Raw genomic sequence first — 18,111 nt, 5'->3', positions numbered from 1 at the left:
ATTTTTACAAAAAATAGTTAGCAAAACACTTATATTCGTATCGAAATAACTAATAATTATAATTTATGAACTGGAGAAAATCCTTTTATATAGCCGCATTATTGTTGGCTACTTCGTCACAAACTTTTGCTCAAGATAACCTCATTAATGCGTTAAAAAACAATGTGAGTGACAAAAGTAAAGATGGATTTGTATTTACTGAAGTCATTAATTTGGCTAATACTTCCATAAAAGATCAAGGTTCTTCTGGTACATGTTGGTCGTACTCAGGAAATTCATTTTTAGAATCTGAAATGATTCGCATGGGTAAACAGCCTGTTGAAATTTCACAAATTTTTACTGCATATTACACGTATTTAGAAAAAGCAAAAACATTTGTCCAGCTGCATGGTAATCAAGCTCAAGGTGAAGGTGGACAATTGCATGATGTATTGACAATCTATCGCAAGTATGGTGCAGTTCCGCAAAATGTTTACACTGGTTTGCGTGAAGGACAGACAAGAAATAATTTCTCTGAAATGAGTAGCATTCTTCATGGTATGACGGCAAATATTGTAAAGAATAAAAAACTAACTCCAAATTGGCAGAAAGCGGTTACCGGCGTAATGGATGCTTATTTGGGCACTCCTCCACAATCTTTCCAATACAATGGAAAGACTTACACGCCGCGCACTTGGGCAGATCAAGTTATTGGTATCAAACCTGAAGATTACATTGGCATAAGTTCGTTTAAATCCCAAGAATACTACAAACCTTTCGTTTTATTGATTCCTGATAACTGGTCGTTTGAAAGTCTTTACAATGTCCAAATGAATGATATCACGGAAATCATTGATAATGCTTTGGTGAACGGCTATACTGTTGCATGGGCAACCGATGTGTCAGAAAAATTCTTTAGCTGGAAAAACGGAGTAGCTTTTGTTCCTGAAAATGAAATGGATAAGATGACTCCGCAAGAAGTCGCTGAATTATTTAATGGTCCGAAACCAGAGGCTAAGGTAACAGAAGATATGCGTCAAGCTGCTTATGACGATTACTCGACTACGGATGATCACGGCATGCACATCGTTGGATTAGTAAAAGATCAAAACGGAAAAGAATATTATATTGTTAAAAACTCTTGGGGTGAATCAAATGATTACAAAGGTTACATGTACGCAACTAAAGAATTTGTAAAATATAAAACTATTTCGATTTTATTACACAAAAATGGTATCCAAAAAGGAATAAAATCCAAATTAAGAATTTAAAATTTAATAAAACAGGTAAAATCTCAGCTAAGAGCTGAGATTTTTTACTATAGTCTATTTTAAGGTTATATTAAATTTATTGTTATACTTGTAATAAAAGCATACTTTTATCCTATGAAATCAAATATTTTACTTTTTTCAGCAACATTTATATTGTTTTCAAGTTGTAATATATTGAACAACACGAATAAAGTAGGGTTGCAAAAAGCTAGTGATTTGAATGCTAAATGGCAAATAATATCCATTGAAAATAAAACTATTGACAAGAAAATTAATGGCAAAGAGCCTGTCTTTATATTTGATTTAGTTAAGAAAGAATATACTGCTATTACGGGTTGTAATAATCTTATGGGTGGTTTTGATTTAAAATCATCAGATAAAATTAAATTTTCAATTGGAATCTCAACCATGATGGCCTGTGATAATATGACGGTTGAGCAAGGTTTATCTCGCATATTACCACAAATTAATTATTATAAAGTTAGCAATGACACCCTATCTTTTTTGGATACAAAGAAGATGGTAAAAGCACAATTTAAACTGAAAAAAGAAGATAAATCTGCTTTATTAAAAGGCAAGTGGGAATTAGACTTTACACGTTTGACAAATAAATCTCTTGAAGACCTTTACAAATTTAGAAAACCTACACTTGAATTTAATACGAAAGAAGAAACTTTAATAGGTAATGGTGGTTGCAACAATTATTCAGGTACGTACAAAGCAGACGGGTATAAATTAAAATTTGGAGCTATAGCGTCTACAAAGATGGCATGTCCATCTTTAGAAGGTGAAGCGTTGTATTTCAAGAATCTGGAGCGCATTGCTTCTTTTAGTGTTGACGCTAATCATTTGACTTTAATTACGGATGATATCTCTATCATGCGGTTCAAGAAAATAAAATAAAAAAACGAGGATTTTAAATCCTCGTTTTTTGTTTATACTTAGCCGAATAAATCCGAACTTAAATATCGATCTCCACGATCACAAGCAATAAACACAATCACACCTTCTTCAATTTCATTAGCTACTTGTAATGCTGCATGAAATGCTCCACCTGTGCTCATTCCAGCAAAAACACCTTCTTTCTTCGCCAATAAACGAGATTTTTCAACAGCATCTTGCTGTGCTACATCTATAACACGATCTACTTTTGAGGCATCAAATATTTTAGGCAAATATTCTTTTGGCCAACGACGTATACCTGGAATTGAAGATTCTTCTGTAGGCTGACAGCCTACAATCTGAATATTTGGGTTCTTCTCTTTTAAATAAATGGAATTTCCCATTATTGTTCCTGTAGTACCCATAGCACTAACAAAATGTGTAATCTTACCTTGGGTATCGCGCCAGATTTCAGGTCCTGTGGTTTTTACATGCGCTTCATAGTTGTCCGGATTTGCAAACTGATTTAGAATGAATACTTCATCTTTTTCAGCCTTTTCTTCTGCATAATCACGACAAACTTCCATATTTTCTAATAATGTAACTTGCGCTCCGAAAGCTTCCATCGTTAAGGTACGTTCACGTGTAGAGCTAGACGGCATGACTAATTCCAACTCTAATTCATACATACTTGCAATCATCGCCAAAGCAATCCCCGTATTTCCACTAGTTGCCTCAATTAATTTATCGCCCTTTTTGATTTCTCCACGCTCTATTGCCGAACGAATCATATTCAATGCTGGTCTATCTTTTACAGAACCCGCTGGATTATTTCCCTCAAGCTTTGCGTATATTTTGACCTTTGGATTATCGTGAAAACTTGTGATTTCTACCAAAGGTGTATTTCCAATTGTATCTATTATATTTCCCATTATAAAGCGGGTTTAGTATCTATAAATTTTGAATTCGATTGATGATAAACAGTGGTGTAAGGGTCAATACTCGACGTCAACCAAACATTACCTCCTATGACAGAATGATGACCTATACGTGTTTCACCACCCAATATAGTCGCACCTGCATAAATAACGACATGATCCTCAATAATGGGATGGCGTTGCTTACCCGCAAGATTTTTCTCCACACTCAATGCACCTAATGTCACACCTTGATAAAGCTTCACGTGCTCACCAATAATACAAGTCTCTCCTATTACTAATCCCGTCCCATGATCTATATGCAAATATTTGCCTATTGTTGCGCCTGGATGAATATCAATTCCTGTACGTTCGTGTGTCCATTCGGTCAAAATTCGTGGAATCAACGGAACTTCCAAAAGCCACAATTTATTTGCCATACGGTAAATACAGGTAGCCAAGAAACCTGGATAGGTGCGAATAACCTCGCGCAAATCTTGAGCAGCGGGATCACCATCCAAAATAGCCTGTGCGTCCGTCAACATCACATCATATAATTCTGGCAAGGATTCATAAAATTCTCGTACAACGATGTCGTTATCACAATGATTACACATACGACTCTTGCGCAGAATGCTTAAAAGTTCGACTTCAGAACGATTAAATATCTCTTTTACATCTTCAACAGAAGACAATTGTTGCGGATTCCTTTCGGGAAATAAAGCTCTAAACAAATCACGCGCCCAAGTCCATATGCGCGTATTGCTCGGCATATCCTGTGCTTCTAATTGTTTTTGATAAAGATGGTTATAAAAATCTTCCATGAATGCAAATCTACATTTTTGAAACATAAAAATCTACTTTTAAGATAGATATTATAGAACTAATTTATTCATTAATTCTTTATGGGTGTCTTCTGCCGAAATACAAAGTCCAGTATGTGACGGTGAAGATTGAATAATCGTGCTTCTATTGGCAGTCAGCCAACGAAACCGTTCTGCTTGTTCCAAATTCGCAATCTTACCAAAATTGGCATCTCCAGCACATATTTTTTGAAACGATGCCAAATGTTTCTTAATTTTTTCAATATCTACATCAGCATACATCGCTTTGAGTTTAGATTCATCAACATGAAATAAAAATTCCGCATAACGTAATTTCTTACAATAAAGTGCCACTCCCACATTCACAAATTCCTCACGCTCCACTCGTGGAACCACACGCACTACCGCATACTCATATAATGTTCTTACGCTCATTTTGTATCTGATTTAAAAACACTGCTGAATTTGCTAATCTCCTCACCAAAAACTGGAAATATACTTCTCTCACTTCGTTCGGACTCAATTCTCTTCCCTCTTCCACCAACCATTCGTCTGGAATAACATCCAAAATACCCCGGATTGTATCTTCCGTAAATAACAAAGTATATTTATCGTTTATTTCCTGCACCAAAGATGATTGCTTTAATAGTACATGATCTTTGATCTGTAGAAAAGGTTTGTTGATATAGTCTTCCCAATTATCCCAAGAATGATGAAAATACAACGAAGCACCATGATCAATTAGCCACAATTCTTTCTTCCAAATCAACATATTGGTATTACGCGCTGTACGATCTACATTCATCAGCCAAGCATCCAACCACACGATTTTAGAAGCTTCTTCTGCGCTTACGACATCCACATTCGCATCAAATGTGATAGCTCCATTCAAAAAGTGAACACCTAGATTTTTGCCAATAGAAAATTTAAGTAAATCTTGAATCTCCTCATCCGATTCCAAGCGCCAAAATGATTCATCTAAATTAGCAAATACCAATTCGGGCATGCGCAAACCCAAAACACGAGCTAGTTCGCCACCGATCAATTCCGCAACTAGTGCTTTTTTACCTTGACCAGCACCTCTAAATTTTATTACGTAACTAAAGTCGTCATCCGCATCCACCAAGCCTGGCAATGATCCTCCTTCCCGAAAAGGTTGCACATAGCGAATGATTTCGACTTCCCGAATTTCTGGTTTCTGTATTCCCATCTGTTATTTCTAAGTATATTCGAAGTTACTCGAAAATATATTAGAATTTGTCATAAAAACCTAAAATCAGACAGCAATGTGACTACAGGCTAAAAACTTTTCTGACTATATTTGTAACACAACATAGCTAAATAAAAAGAATGAATACTACGGAAGAATATAATGCGGTCATTGATTTTTGTAAAAATCTTTTTGTGAACAAAACCAAGGATTATGGTACCTCGTGGCGTATCATGCGCTTGAGTTCTATTACTGACCAATTATATATCAAAGCCAAACGTATTCGTACGCTAGAGGTAAAGCAAGTTTCTAAAGTTGGTGAAGATATCGCTGGCGAATTTGTAGCTATTGTGAATTACTGTGTGATTGCTTTAATGCAACTCGAAATGGGCGAAGAAGGCGAAGAAAATTTAGATGCTACCTTTGTTGAGCAAAAGTACAGCGAAAAAGTAAACGAAACACGTGATTTAATGTTCGCTAAGAATCATGATTATGGTGAGGCTTGGCGTGATATGCGTATTTCATCCATGACGGATATGATTTTGATGAAATTGCACCGTGTAAAACAGATGGAAAATAACGATGGCAAAACATTAGTTTCGGAAGGCTTTGCTGCCAACTACCAAGATATGTTGAATTATGCCGTTTTTGCATTAATCAAAATGGGATTTGCAGTTAAAAAATAAAATTATGTCGAATACTTCATTTTATAGTCCATTACAAAATAGTTCTGCGAAACCTGATATTCTTCTTTGGATATCTCGCCTATTTGTGGGGCTTCTATTTATATTTTCTGGATTAATCAAAGCTAATGATCCGATGGGTTTTGGGTTCAAGCTTCAAGAATATTTCCATGTATTCAATCTTAATTTTTTGAATGATTACAGTACGTGGATTGCAATACTAATTTGTGCTTTTGAAATTATTTTAGGCATACTTTTACTATTGGGACTAGCTAAACATACAGTAGCTTGGGGACTTTTGATCCTAATCGTCTTCTTTACATTTTTGACATTCTACTCTGCATTTTTTGATGTAGTGACATCGTGTGGATGTTTTGGAGATGCAATTCCACTCACACCTTGGGAGTCCTTTATCAAGGATCTAATTTTACTGGTTTTTATTGGTATTATATTCATCAAAAGACATAAAATCACACCTCTATTTAGCAATTCGGGTATCAACAAGTTACTTGCTTTTTTAGCTGTAATTTTTTCTTTTGGAATTGGAGTTTATACGTATACGAATTTGCCATTCTTAGATTTCTTACCTTATAAAGTCGGTAATAATATTCCATCCTTAATGAAAATTCCTGATGGCGCAGCACAAGATGAGTTTGAACACATTTACAACCTAAAAAATAAACAGTCTGGAGAGACAAAACAAGTTACAGATAAAGAATATATGGGTCAAAAGATTTGGGAAGATGAGAACTGGGAAATCGTAGGTGAGCCTGTGACTAAGCTTATCAAAAAAGGTTACCAAGTTGCAATACCAGATTTGATTATTTCGGATAATGAGGGTCAAGATTTGACGCAGGAAGTGATCGAAAACCCACATTACAATTTTATCGTAACAAGTGTTGACGTCACAAAATTTACGCCTGCAGATTTCTTAGCATTGGACAAAATCAATCAAACAATTAGATCGTTGAGCGAAGAATACAATCTTCGCGCTGTACTACTGACAGCTAGTGCAAGTTCGGATATTGATTATTTGAATGATCAATTGGATTTGGTTTTAGAAACTTTCTATGCAGATGCTGTACCGTTAAAAAGTATGGTGCGTTCAAATCCAGGTGTCATGTTGATGCAAAATGGTGTTGTCATTCAAAAATGGTCAAAAGATACTTTTCCATCCAAAGAAGAGTTAGTAGCTAATTATCTAAAATAACGAAATGGACAAACCAATTTTCTTAGTAGGATTTATGGGGAGTGGCAAAACCACTTGGGGCAAAAAAATTGCAAACGCATTAGACTTGCCATTTGTGGATTTAGATCATGAAATCGTGGAAAATATAGGAATGACTATTCCAGAATATTTCAAACTGCATGGCGAAGAAAATTTTAGAAAATTAGAAAACGAATTTCTAAAGAAACAAGCAGGAAGAGTTGCAATTATTTCTACTGGTGGAGGCACACCATGTTATTTCGATAATATGGATTGGATAAATCAAAATGGACTTTCATTGTATTTATACCATACAAGTAAATCTCTTTGGGCTAGATTGAGTCAATCTGATGTGAATAAAAGACCTGTATTGAAGGGATTATCTGGTGATGAATTATTTGAATTTATCGACACGAAATTAAAGGAAAGAGAAGAGTTTTACGATAAGGCAGACATTAAATTCGAGCAAATCCACACACCGTTAGAAGAAATAATTGAACTGATCAAAAATCACGATGTAAAATAGATGAAAAATTCTACGCACATTTTAAGCCTTTTTATTTTCGCATTTTTACTAACAGCTTGCTTTAGAAATGCTCCTTCGGACAATAAAAAAGAAAAAAGAGAAACAAGCGCAATCCAAACGTCGGATTTTTCATCAGACAATTTTAATATCACGACACTTGAAGATCTTTATCAATTCCTCACCTATAACGAAAATCGATATCCATTAGTGAGCGTACATCGCGGTGGTGATTCAGACGGTTTACCCGAAAATGCTATCGAAACGTTCCAACATTGGGCAAAGCAATTTCCTTTGATTATCGAATGTGATGTCCGAATGTCCAAAGATTCAGTTTTGATTTTAATGCACGATGAAACCTTAGATCGGACGTCGAACGGATCTGGAAGAATTGGAAAACATACCTTAGCCGAATTAAAAGAATTACGCTTAAAAGACAAAAATGGAGAATTGACAGTCTACCAAATTCCTACTTTGGAAGAAGCGCTGACGTGGGGAAAAGGAAATGTTGTATTTACGCTGGATGTAAAACAAGATGTCCCCTATTCACTGCTATCGGAGATCATTCAAAAAACAAATGCACAAGCATCGGTGGTGGTAATTACATATAATGCGAATCAAGCACGAGCTATAAATCGTATCAATCCTGATTTGATGATTTCAGCTAGTGTAAAATCACAAAAAGATCTAGATAAGCTTGCTGAGGCTGGTGTTCCAGACAATCGAATAGTAGCATTTGTTGGCACTTCGCAACCAAAAAAAGATTTGGTCGAAAAACTGCATGCACATGGTATCAAAACTATCCTCGGAACCATCGGCAACTTGGATAAACAAGCCGATAATAAAGGCTATCAGATGTACGCTGAATACATAGAAAATGGAGCTGATATATTGAGCACAGACCGTCCTGTCGAGGCACAGAAAGCTTTGGATTTCTACATTCAGAAAAGAAATATTAAATCACCTTTTATTAATCGATAAAAGATGTCTATTCGTATTCAGAACCTCTCAAAACTGTATGGGAAACAAAAAGCTTTGGATAAAATCACTTTCCAAACGCAAAGAAATCGTATTATTGGATTTTTAGGTCCTAATGGCGCTGGCAAGTCGACAACCATGAAAACTTTAACAGGAATAATTCCTATTGAATCGGGGACTTGTTGGGTTAATGACTTGAATATTCAAGAAAAATCTATTGAAGCAAAGCAGATAATCGGTTATTTACCTGAGAATAATCCACTGTATTTGGACATGTATGTCCAAGAAATGCTAGAGTTTCAAGCTTCGCTGTACCAAATCGATAATATTCCAGCTCGCATTTGTGAAGTAATTGAAAAGACCGGATTGGTAAACGAACAACACAAGAAAATAAAAGAACTATCAAAAGGGTACAAACAACGTGTTGGATTAGCGTGCGCTATCGTACACGATCCAAAAGTTTTGATTCTGGATGAACCAACTACTGGACTTGACCCCAACCAAATCATTGAAATTCGTCAATTAATTCGTGATCTAGCCCAAGATAAAACGGTGTTGTTATCTACCCATTTAATGCAAGAGGTAGAAGCGATTTGTGATGAAATTATAGTAATTCATCAAGGTAAAATTAAAGATCAATTTCTATTACAGGATAAAACTGAACGTTATCCAAACCTGTCAATGGAAGAAATTTTCGTGTTGCTAACTAAATAATTACTATATCAATCCAAGAGGTATATTTTGCTTTATGCAGCAATATTTCCTATTTTCGAGCCTAAAACCTTAAGAAATTGCTTAGTATTTATAAAAAAGAAATCGTATCCTATTTCAATGCTTTTATTGGTTATCTAGCCATTGGGTTATTTCTTTTAGTCACGGGTTTACTTATTTGGGTGTTTCCTGAGACATCTATTTTGGATAACGGATACGCTACTCTTGATTCATTCTTCAATCTGAGTCCCTATTTACTTCTCTTATTAATTCCTGCCGTGACAATGCAATCAATAGCAGGAGAAAAAGCGAATGGCACTTTTGATTTATTATTGAGCAAGCCTATCACATTTACGGAAATTGTTATTGGAAAATATTTAGGAAGCTTATCCATTTCTCTGCTCGTAATTATACCTACTTTAATTTATCCGGTTTGTCTTTACTTTTTAGCTGCACCTTCGGGAAATATTGATGTTGGCGGAATAATTGGCTCCTACATAGGGTTATTATTCTTGACAGCTGCGTTCACAGCACTTTCAATTTTCAGTTCTACGTTAACTTCCAATCCCATAATAGCCTTTTTGCTTGCAGTTGTATTATGCTTTTTTGGTTATTATGGATTTGATGCCGTAAGTAAATTTCCTTTTTTATATGTTTTTGAAGATGGTTTTGCTGCGATAGGAATACAATATCATTACGAGGCATTAAGCCGAGGTGTAATGCTGGCTTCAGATTTAATATATTTTATAAGTTTCATTCTATTCTTTCTTGTTTTGTCAATCGGTCATTTGGGTCGGAAATTTAGAAAAAGTAAGAAAACATTTACTGCTTATGGCATAGTTTTACTATTGATCATTCTCATCAATCAATCATTTATTACGAACTTACTTGGCAGAATTGATTTTACAGAAGATAAAAGATATACACTTTCTTACACGACAAAATCCATTCTGAAGGACACAGAAAATGTGATGTATATTACCATTTTCTTGGATGGAGATTTGCCGAGTGGATTTCAACGTTTACGTCAATCCGCTATTGATATGGCACGCGACATGAGTCGTATTTCGAATGGAAATATCAAAGTCAATATTATCAATCCAAAGGATGGTTCTGCACAAGAGCAACAAGAACTAGCGGCTGCACTCATCGATAGGGGCTTGCAACCCACAAATCTAAGTGTCAAAAATAGCAGTGGATTTTCCCAAAATTTAATTTTCCCTTATGCTATTGTCAACAAGGGAGAAGAAGAAATTAATGTGCATTTGTTGCAAAACAAAATTGGATTAAGTCCTGAACAAGTGCTTAATAATTCCATCCAAAACTTGGAATACAGTTTTATTTCAGCGATCAAGAAACTGTCTATAGCATCAAAACCTTTTATCGGATTTACTGAAGGACACGGCGAACCTTCTGATTTGGAATTGTATGATGCGATGCAAACATTCGCGCAAACAAATCAAGTTGGAAGATTGAATTTAGATTCCATTCAATTGGAAGATCTACAGAAATTCTCGACTATCGTCATCGCAAAACCACAAAGAAAATTTTCAGAGAGCGACAAATATAAATTAGATTATTTCGTTAGAAATGGTGGTTCTGTAATTTGGGCGATTGATCAAGTTCACGCAACTATAGAGAATTTACGCACATCGGGATCTCAAGTTTTGATTGGTAAAGAATTAAATCTCGACGACCAACTTTTCTTGTATGGTGCGCGCCTAAATTATGATATCATCGCGGATATGAATTGTACGCAAATTCCATTGTCAGTCGGAAATATAAATGGCCAACCACAAATCGAATTAACCCCTTGGCTCTTCTACCCTATTCTAATGCCAACACGCTCACATCCGATTATCAAAAATTTGGATGGTATCCGTACGGAATTTATTGGTAGCATAGACACCATTGCGAATCCAACTATCAAAAAGGAAATTATTTTGGAATCTTCACCATTCCATAAAGTATATAACACTGGAGCTAGCATTTCATTTTATATGGTCGAAGAACAACCTGATCCCAATACATTTCAAAATGCACAAAAACTTGTGGCTGTCTTATTATCTGGTCACTTCCCCTATATTTTCGAAAATCGTCCTGCACCTCAAGGTATACAATCGCCAGTTGACCTTTCGAATATTTCCAAACCCGCAAAAATGTTTGTCATTGCGGATGGTGATTGGCTAATAAATCAGGTGAATAGCAAAGATAATTCGCCTTATCCATTGGGTTGGGATAGATATACCGAACAGCAATTTGCGAATAAAACGCTTTTGCAAAATGTCGTTGACTATCTGACTAATGATGAGCAGCTGATTAAGCTTCGTAATAGAGAAGTAAAACTGCGACTATTAAATCAAAGTGTTGTAAAGCAAGATAAGCTCAAATGGCAATTAATAAATGTTGCTTCGCCAATCGTACTATTGCTATTCATTGGCTTTATCCAACAATCCCTTCGCAAGAGAAAATACAAATAAAAAGCCGCAGTATAAACTGCGACTTTAATTGAATAAAAATCAAGAAAGTAAAATTAATTCTTCTTCATGCTTCCAGTTTCTGCTAAGCGCAGATGCCAGCTGAAAGCTTCTTCTAATAAGTGTGGCGTATGTCCTCCACGCGCGCAAGCTCTATCGAAATAAGATTGTAATTCTTCGCGGTAATCAGGATGCACACAGTTATCTATAATTTTTTGAGCGCGCTCACGAGGTGCTAGACCACGCAAATCTGCCAAACCTATATCCGTAACCAATATATCTACATCATGCTCCGTATGATCGACGTGCGAAACCATCGGCAATACGTGTGAGATTTTGTTTTCCTTAGAAGCTGCTTGTGCAACGAAAATACTTAAATAAGCATTACGTGCAAAGTCACCCGACCCACCTATACCATTCATAATTTTGGTACCTGAAATATGTGTAGAATTCACATTACCATAAATATCAAACTCAATAGCAGTGTTAATAGCAATTACCCCTAGACGACGAATCAATCCTGGTGTATTGGAAATGTTTTGCGGTCTCAATACAAATTTATCTCTGTATTTTGACAAATTATCAAATACACGATCATAACATTCTTGCGAAACTGTAACTGATGATGCAGAAGCAAAGCTCAATTTACCTGAGTCAATCAGATCAAATGTACTGTCTTGCAACACTTCCGAAAACATTGTCAAATCGTAAAAATTACTATCCTGGAACCCCATCAATACCGCATTCGCCACTTTACCAATACCTGCTTGAATAGGAAGTAAACGCTCTGTTAAGTGACCCAATTCTACCTCTTTTTCAAAAAAACGTAAAATATGCTTCGCGATACTTGATGTTTTCTCATCAGGAGGTGCGATATCAGCTGGACTATCTTTTTTGTCTGTAAAGACAATGCCAACTACTTTATTCGGATCCAAAGGAATAGTCTTACGACCTATTTTGTTCCAAGGCGCTACAATAGGAATAACATTACGGTGCGGATAATTCTCTGCTTGATAAATATCGTGAATACCGTAAAACTCTTCTGGAATAGCTGTATTTACTTCTAAAATCACTTGTTTCGCCAGATTAGCAAAAGTCAATGAGTTACCTACAGAAGTAGTTGGGACAATACTTCCATCTCTATCGATATACGCTACCTCCAATACAGCAATATCCACTGGAGGAAGATTTTTATTATGCAATAGTTCTGCTGCTTCACTCAGGTGCTGGTCAATAAATAGTACTTCACCTGCATTGATTTTATTACGTAAGGTACGATCAACTTGGAAAGGCATACGCTTGCTCAATGCACCTGCTTCAGCCAATTTACCATCGGTATCATGTCCCAAAGAAGCACCTGTCATTAATGTAATTTTTACATTCTCATTCTTTGCACGTTCTGCTAATGCAGGAAGTACAACTTTACTATCTCCCGCTTTGGTAAAGCCACTTGAACCTACCACCATACCATCCTGTATAAGTTGCGCTGCTTCTTCAGCAGTCATCACTTTATTATGCAAAGATTCTAAACGTATTCTATTTAAATTCATATTCAAAAGTATATTACTAATCGTTATCTACCTTATAATCATATAACTTTACAATATTAATGATTAAAAAAGTGTCATTTTTATTCTTTTCAGTCAGTAAGTTATTTATTCAAACAGCAAAAACAGCAATCATCTAATTATCAATATTTTATGCTTAAAACACAATAGAAAATAATTTTAATTCTCTTTCAAATCACTCATAAACATGTATTTAGACACCATAATCTTTAATTGTATAGCATTAAATTGTGGCTAAAACAGTATAATCAAAGTGATCAAACACTTACTTTTTGGTTATTTAACTTAAAAACTAGAAATTTGTTTCAAATTATAGTATATGGAAAAGGAATATGTAAATAAATATTACATGACCGAAGTTGATGCATTCGATGATAGTATATATTGTCATCACGCATTGATGGGAGATAGTTACATTAGTGAGCACGTACATAAGAAAGGACAATTTTTATACACAGAGGGCGGTGTAGTCTTTTTGAAAACGGCGACAAAATCCTACTTTCTTCCAGCAAGACATTATATTTGGATTCCTGCTGGTATAAAACACAGCATTCATCCAAGTTCTTCTAATGTTGTAATGCGTAACTTGTATTTTCCTAAATATGAAATAGATACAGATTTTTACGATAAAATAAATATTTACCCCGTAAATGATTTATTAATCGAATTAATCATGTTTACCAATCGTTGGAATGGTAACATTTTCCCTGTAGAAGAGCCTAAATATTCTATTGCCAAAGCATTCAAATTAATCTTACCGGAGCTCTCGCAATCGGAATTACCATTGGCATTGCCTTACCCGCAGAATCAGAAATTAAAAGACATTATTAAGTATTTAGAATACAATATTTCGGAAAATGTGAGCTTCAAAGTACTTGCACAAAATTTTGATATAAGTGAGCGGACACTTGCTCGATTATTTCAAAAAGAATTAAACATGTCTTTTATTCAATATTACACAATTTTGCGTATGTTAACGGCGCTTAAGCTTTTATTAGACGAAAAGTTAAGTGTAAACGAAGTTGCTTTGAAAGTAGGATATAGCAGTCTTCCAACATTTAGTAATACATTCAACAAAGTTATTGGTGTGCGTCCAAGTGATTACGTAAAGCATCAAAATACTTTATTATAAATACTTCAACTAAACTTAAATTTATGAACTTAAAAACGATCGTATGGTCAGCATTAGCGACTGTATCAATTTTATCTTGCTCGACTCAAAAAGGTGCTGTAGATTCGGATGAGCCAAAAGCTATTCAACTCTTTAATGGCAAAGACATTAAAAATTGGACTCCGAAAATTAGAAATTATGAAACTGGCGTAAATTTCGGAAACACATTTCGTGTAGAAGACGGCATGATGAAAGTAAGATATGATCAATACGATGATTTTAACTTTAGATATGGTCATATTGCATACAATACGCCATACTCCTATTATGTATTACGCGTAGAATATCGTTTTGTAGGTGAGCAACCAAAAGGTGGAGAAGGATGGGCTTGGAGAAACAGTGGTGCCATGCTACATGGCCAAGATCCAAAGACAATGTGGAAAGATCAGAATTTCCCAATTTCGATCGAAGCGCAATTCTTAGGCGGTGATAACGATCCAAATTCTGTACGCACTACATCGAATCTTTGTACTCCAGGTACGCACGTCGTGATGAATGATAAATTGTTCACACCACACTGTATTAATGCCAAATCAAAAACTTATCATGGTGATCAATGGGTTACTGCGGACTTTGTCGTATTAGGAGATTCTGTAATCCGTCACGTGCTCGAAGGTGAGACGGTTATTGAATATTCGAAACCGACAATTGGCGGAGATATGGTAGAAGGACACAATCCGGCAGTGAAACAAGATGGTAAAGCTATAACAGGTGGTTATATCTATCTACAATCAGAAAGTCATCCGATTGATTTCAGAAAAGTAGAATTATACGATTTAGAAAAGTATAAAAAACAACCACAAAAGTTGGATGGAATAATCCAAAAGATATTACAAACAAAAGGTTCGAATTAATCGAACCTTTTGTTTGTAATACTAAATCAAAATATAATGCAAAATAAAAAAGGACACATCGCTGTGTCCTAATATATCTTAGTATCCAAGGATTAACCTAATTTATTAACCAATTTAGTTAATTTAGATTTGTTGTTAGATGCTTTTTTCTTGTGGATAACGTTTTTCTTAGCCAAACGGTCAAGCATAGAAACAACACGTGGTAATAACGCTTGTGCTTCAGCAGCATCAGTTGTAGTACGTAATTTTTTGATTGCGTTACGCGTAGTTTTTGCTTGGTAACGGTTTCTTAAACGCTTCGCAGCGTTAGCTCTAATTCTTTTAATCGCTGATTTATGATTTGCCATTTCTATTAGCTATATATTTTATAATACTTTTTATACTAAATTCGGACTGCAAAAATAACGAGTATTATTTAATATTCAAAATCTATTTTCAAGTTTCTATCCGAATCCTTTATTAACCCTGCAAAGATAAGTAAAATAAAGTAGTATTTCATTCAAGATAACCATTAAAGGTAAAAAATAAGTATTTTTGTCGGATGCAAAAGTTGTCTATGGATCAGCTCAATCGAGTTGATATCGAATCATTCAAAGAATTAGAGAAAACACCTATTACTATTGTACTAGATAATGTACGCAGTATGCACAATGTCGGTTCTGCCTTTCGCACTGCTGATGGTTTTGCGATCGAACAAATCTTATTATGCGGTATTACAGCAACGCCACCTCATCGCGAAATTGAAAAAACTGCCCTGGGTGCTACACAATCAGTAGACTGGACACATTATAAAGAAACAACAGAAGCCTTGCAGCATTTAAAAGAACAAGATTATAAAATCTTCGCCATCGAACAAGCCGAGAATTCTACTTCTTTAGAGCAATTTGAAATACCGACGAACGATAAATATGCTTTTGTATTTGGCAATGAAGTACACGGTGTTGATGAGGAAGTAATGCAAATCGTCGATGGCTGTATTGAGATTCCACAATTTGGCACAAAACATTCTTTTAATGTCTCTGTTACAATTGGAATAGTTCTTTGGGATATCCTGAAGAAAATAAAGTTTTAATAAAAAAAAGACCGAATAGAGTAAGCATTATTTCCAGAAGTCGTTACAAAATGGTAGATTTGCTCTGCTAAAAATTAGAACAATGAGTGTATTAGTAAATAAAGATTCAAAAGTTATCGTTCAAGGTTTCACTGGAACAGAAGGTACTTATCACGCGTCTCAAATGATTGAGTATGGAACGCAAGTCGTAGGTGGTGTTACACCTGGTAAAGGTGGTCAAACTCACTTAGACCGTCCAGTATTCAATACAGTTCAAGATGCTGTTGATGCAACAGGTGCTAATGTTTCTATTATTTTTGTTCCACCAGCATTTGCTGCAGATGCTATCATGGAAGCTGCTGCTGCTGGTATCGCATTAATCGTTTGTATTACAGAGGGTATCCCTACTAAAGATATGATTCAAGTAAAATCTTACTTGAGTGACAAAGATTCTCGTTTAATCGGCCCTAACTGTCCAGGTATTATCACTGCTGAAGAAGCTAAGATTGGTATCATGCCAGGATTTATCTTCAAAACAGGTAAAGTAGGTGTTGTTTCTAAATCAGGTACATTAACTTACGAAGCCGTTGATCAGACAGTAAAAGCAGGTTTAGGTATATCTACAGCTATCGGTATCGGTGGTGACCCAATTATCGGAACTACAACGAAAGAAGCTGTTGAATTGTTAATGAACGATCCAGAAACTCAAGGTATCATCATGATTGGTGAGATCGGTGGTGGCATGGAAGCTGAAGCTGCTCGTTGGATTAAAGAAAACGGTACTAAACCAGTTGTTGGATTCATCGCTGGTCAAACTGCGCCTCCGGGACGTCGTATGGGACACGCTGGTGCTATCGTAGGTGGTGCTGATGATACTGCTGCCGCAAAAATGGCTATCATGCGTGAGTGTGGTATTCGCGTAGTAGAATCACCTGCTGAGATCGGTAAAGCTATTGCTGAAGAATTAGCTAAATAATATTAATTATATTTTATAATAGAAAAGGAGACTTCAAAAGAGTCTCCTTTTCTATTACATTCAGATTTTGCACTTTAATAAATTTCAATGGCAGAGAAAACCCACATTATAAACATTTATAAATGAGTTTATCGATTTATTTCTCATCAGCTGAGGGACCATAAAGCCCAGGCAAAGGAATATCTAGCATACGCATGTATACCGTTAGTTGTCCCCTATGATGCACCAAATGATTTTGAATAATAAACCTATACGCCGCTGATTTAGGAACTTCGGCAATGACATAATCACCAGCTTTTAGCTTCCAAATCGATTTCCAGTCTTCTTCAGAGATGTTTGATATAGTCTCTACATTCGCTGCATAACCATTATTTAGTACATCTAATAGTTCTTGCACCGACTGTGCTTCAAAAGGCTTATACATAGTTGGAAAATCAAAATACGCTCCTGACAATGCTTCCTTCATCCAGTTATGTAATTCGACTATATGACTTGCTAATTGTATTAACGACATAGATTTTTCGTGAGGTTTATACGAAAAATGTTCTTCCTTTAATCTCGACAAAAGTTGTCTTGTGTTTTCAGTTTCTCTTTCGATTTCAATTAATTGTCCTTTATTCATTTCTTCCTCCCTTTATATATTATTTAAATTTACCTAATATTTCCAATATTTATGATTTACTAAACCTCTATTCAATCTTCAAAACTTCCTTAAACGCAAAACAGCCTTACCACGTTATGTGATAAGGCTGTTGTATAAAAAAAGGCACCGACCTACTCTCCCACCTGTTACGGCAATACCATCGGCTCGGGCGGGCTTAACTTCTCT

General features: G+C 35.5%; 19 protein-coding genes. 12 read left to right on the top strand and 7 right to left on the bottom strand.

Annotated elements, in window-relative coordinates:
* The first annotated feature begins 65 nt into the window (after positions 1-65).
* Positions 66-1,250: a C1 family peptidase gene (locus tag GOQ16_RS08915; protein WP_160068967.1), complete on the top strand. Its 1,185-nt coding sequence runs from the start codon at positions 66-68 to the stop codon at positions 1,248-1,250.
* A 114-nt stretch (positions 1,251-1,364) separates the two neighbouring features.
* Positions 1,365-2,153: an META domain-containing protein gene (locus GOQ16_RS08910; protein ID WP_160068966.1), complete on the top strand. Its 789-nt coding sequence runs from the start codon at positions 1,365-1,367 to the stop codon at positions 2,151-2,153.
* A 38-nt stretch (positions 2,154-2,191) separates the two neighbouring features.
* Here the strand turns inward: GOQ16_RS08910 and cysM are convergent, their stop codons facing one another.
* Genes cysM through GOQ16_RS08890 form a run of 4 tightly spaced genes read right to left on the bottom strand, consistent with a single transcriptional unit; the run spans position 2,192 to position 5,083 of the window.
* The gene (gene cysM, locus GOQ16_RS08905) at positions 2,192-3,064 is read right to left on the bottom strand and encodes a cysteine synthase CysM (RefSeq protein ID WP_160068965.1); all 873 of its coding nucleotides are present in this window, start codon (positions 3,062-3,064) and stop codon (positions 2,192-2,194) included.
* Entirely contained in the window at positions 3,064-3,900 is an 837-nt protein-coding gene (locus GOQ16_RS08900; protein ID WP_240140989.1) for a serine O-acetyltransferase, read from the bottom strand. The genes cysM and GOQ16_RS08900 overlap by 1 nt, the downstream gene beginning before the upstream one ends.
* 24 nt (positions 3,901-3,924) lie before the next feature.
* Positions 3,925-4,308 (bottom strand): DUF3037 domain-containing protein, encoded by a 384-nt coding sequence (locus GOQ16_RS08895; RefSeq protein ID WP_160068964.1) that lies wholly within the window; start codon positions 4,306-4,308, stop codon positions 3,925-3,927.
* Positions 4,286-5,083: a HipA family kinase gene (locus GOQ16_RS08890; protein ID WP_160068963.1), complete on the bottom strand. Its 798-nt coding sequence runs from the start codon at positions 5,081-5,083 to the stop codon at positions 4,286-4,288. The genes GOQ16_RS08895 and GOQ16_RS08890 overlap by 23 nt, the downstream gene beginning before the upstream one ends.
* 140 nt (positions 5,084-5,223) lie before the next feature.
* Between GOQ16_RS08890 and GOQ16_RS08885 the strand changes: the two genes are divergently transcribed.
* From GOQ16_RS08885 to gldG, 6 genes are all read left to right on the top strand, one after another.
* Positions 5,224-5,769 (top strand): DUF1599 domain-containing protein, encoded by a 546-nt coding sequence (locus GOQ16_RS08885; protein ID WP_160068962.1) that lies wholly within the window; start codon positions 5,224-5,226, stop codon positions 5,767-5,769.
* Between the two features lie 4 nt (positions 5,770-5,773).
* The gene (locus GOQ16_RS08880; RefSeq protein ID WP_160068961.1) at positions 5,774-6,976 is read left to right on the top strand and encodes a BT_3928 family protein; all 1,203 of its coding nucleotides are present in this window, start codon (positions 5,774-5,776) and stop codon (positions 6,974-6,976) included.
* A gap of 4 nt (positions 6,977-6,980) precedes the next feature.
* Positions 6,981-7,499 carry a shikimate kinase gene (locus GOQ16_RS08875; RefSeq protein WP_160068960.1) on the top strand — a complete coding sequence of 173 codons (519 nt, stop codon included), beginning with the start codon at positions 6,981-6,983 and terminating at the stop codon, positions 7,497-7,499.
* A complete protein-coding gene (locus tag GOQ16_RS08870; protein ID WP_160068959.1) occupies positions 7,500-8,477 on the top strand; it encodes a glycerophosphodiester phosphodiesterase family protein in 978 nt (325 codons plus the stop codon). It abuts the gene before it with no gap.
* A gap of 3 nt (positions 8,478-8,480) precedes the next feature.
* Positions 8,481-9,188 carry an ATP-binding cassette domain-containing protein gene (locus GOQ16_RS08865; protein WP_160068958.1) on the top strand — a complete coding sequence of 236 codons (708 nt, stop codon included), beginning with the start codon at positions 8,481-8,483 and terminating at the stop codon, positions 9,186-9,188.
* A gap of 77 nt (positions 9,189-9,265) precedes the next feature.
* Positions 9,266-11,665, top strand: coding sequence for a gliding motility-associated ABC transporter substrate-binding protein GldG (gene gldG, locus GOQ16_RS08860; protein WP_160068957.1), 2,400 nt, complete (start codon positions 9,266-9,268; stop codon positions 11,663-11,665).
* Positions 11,666-11,718: 53 nt separating this feature from the next.
* On the opposite strand, the gene scpC is transcribed toward gldG, so the two are convergent.
* The gene (scpC, locus tag GOQ16_RS08855) at positions 11,719-13,212 is read right to left on the bottom strand and encodes a succinyl-CoA:acetate CoA-transferase ScpC (protein ID WP_160068956.1); all 1,494 of its coding nucleotides are present in this window, start codon (positions 13,210-13,212) and stop codon (positions 11,719-11,721) included.
* A gap of 337 nt (positions 13,213-13,549) precedes the next feature.
* Between scpC and GOQ16_RS08850 the strand changes: the two genes are divergently transcribed.
* On the top strand, positions 13,550-14,362 hold the full coding sequence (locus GOQ16_RS08850; protein WP_160068955.1) for a helix-turn-helix transcriptional regulator: 813 nt from the start codon (positions 13,550-13,552) through the stop codon (positions 14,360-14,362).
* A 23-nt stretch (positions 14,363-14,385) separates the two neighbouring features.
* Positions 14,386-15,255, top strand: coding sequence for a 3-keto-disaccharide hydrolase (locus GOQ16_RS08845; protein WP_160068954.1), 870 nt, complete (start codon positions 14,386-14,388; stop codon positions 15,253-15,255).
* 92 nt (positions 15,256-15,347) lie between these two features.
* Here the strand turns inward: GOQ16_RS08845 and rpsT are convergent, their stop codons facing one another.
* A complete protein-coding gene (rpsT, locus tag GOQ16_RS08840; RefSeq protein WP_149915512.1) occupies positions 15,348-15,602 on the bottom strand; it encodes a 30S ribosomal protein S20 in 255 nt (84 codons plus the stop codon).
* A gap of 194 nt (positions 15,603-15,796) precedes the next feature.
* On the opposite strand from rpsT, the gene GOQ16_RS08835 reads away from it, so the two are divergent.
* Together GOQ16_RS08835 and sucD are read left to right on the top strand one after the other, a co-directional pair.
* Positions 15,797-16,327 (top strand): RNA methyltransferase, encoded by a 531-nt coding sequence (locus tag GOQ16_RS08835; protein ID WP_160068953.1) that lies wholly within the window; start codon positions 15,797-15,799, stop codon positions 16,325-16,327.
* An 82-nt stretch (positions 16,328-16,409) separates the two neighbouring features.
* Positions 16,410-17,282, top strand: a complete 873-nt coding sequence (gene sucD / locus GOQ16_RS08830; RefSeq protein ID WP_160068952.1) for a succinate--CoA ligase subunit alpha — start codon at positions 16,410-16,412, stop codon at positions 17,280-17,282.
* 136 nt (positions 17,283-17,418) lie between these two features.
* On the opposite strand, the gene GOQ16_RS08825 is transcribed toward sucD, so the two are convergent.
* Positions 17,419-17,904 carry a DinB family protein gene (locus GOQ16_RS08825; protein ID WP_160068951.1) on the bottom strand — a complete coding sequence of 162 codons (486 nt, stop codon included), beginning with the start codon at positions 17,902-17,904 and terminating at the stop codon, positions 17,419-17,421.
* Positions 17,905-18,111: the final 207 nt, after the last annotated feature.

The organism is Sphingobacterium bovisgrunnientis (genome assembly GCF_009829085.1).
In the GTDB taxonomy this organism is placed as follows: Bacteria; Bacteroidota; Bacteroidia; order Sphingobacteriales; family Sphingobacteriaceae; genus Sphingobacterium; species Sphingobacterium bovisgrunnientis.
Note: the sequence above shows the minus strand (reverse complement) of the source record. Positions and strands in the feature narration are given on the sequence as shown.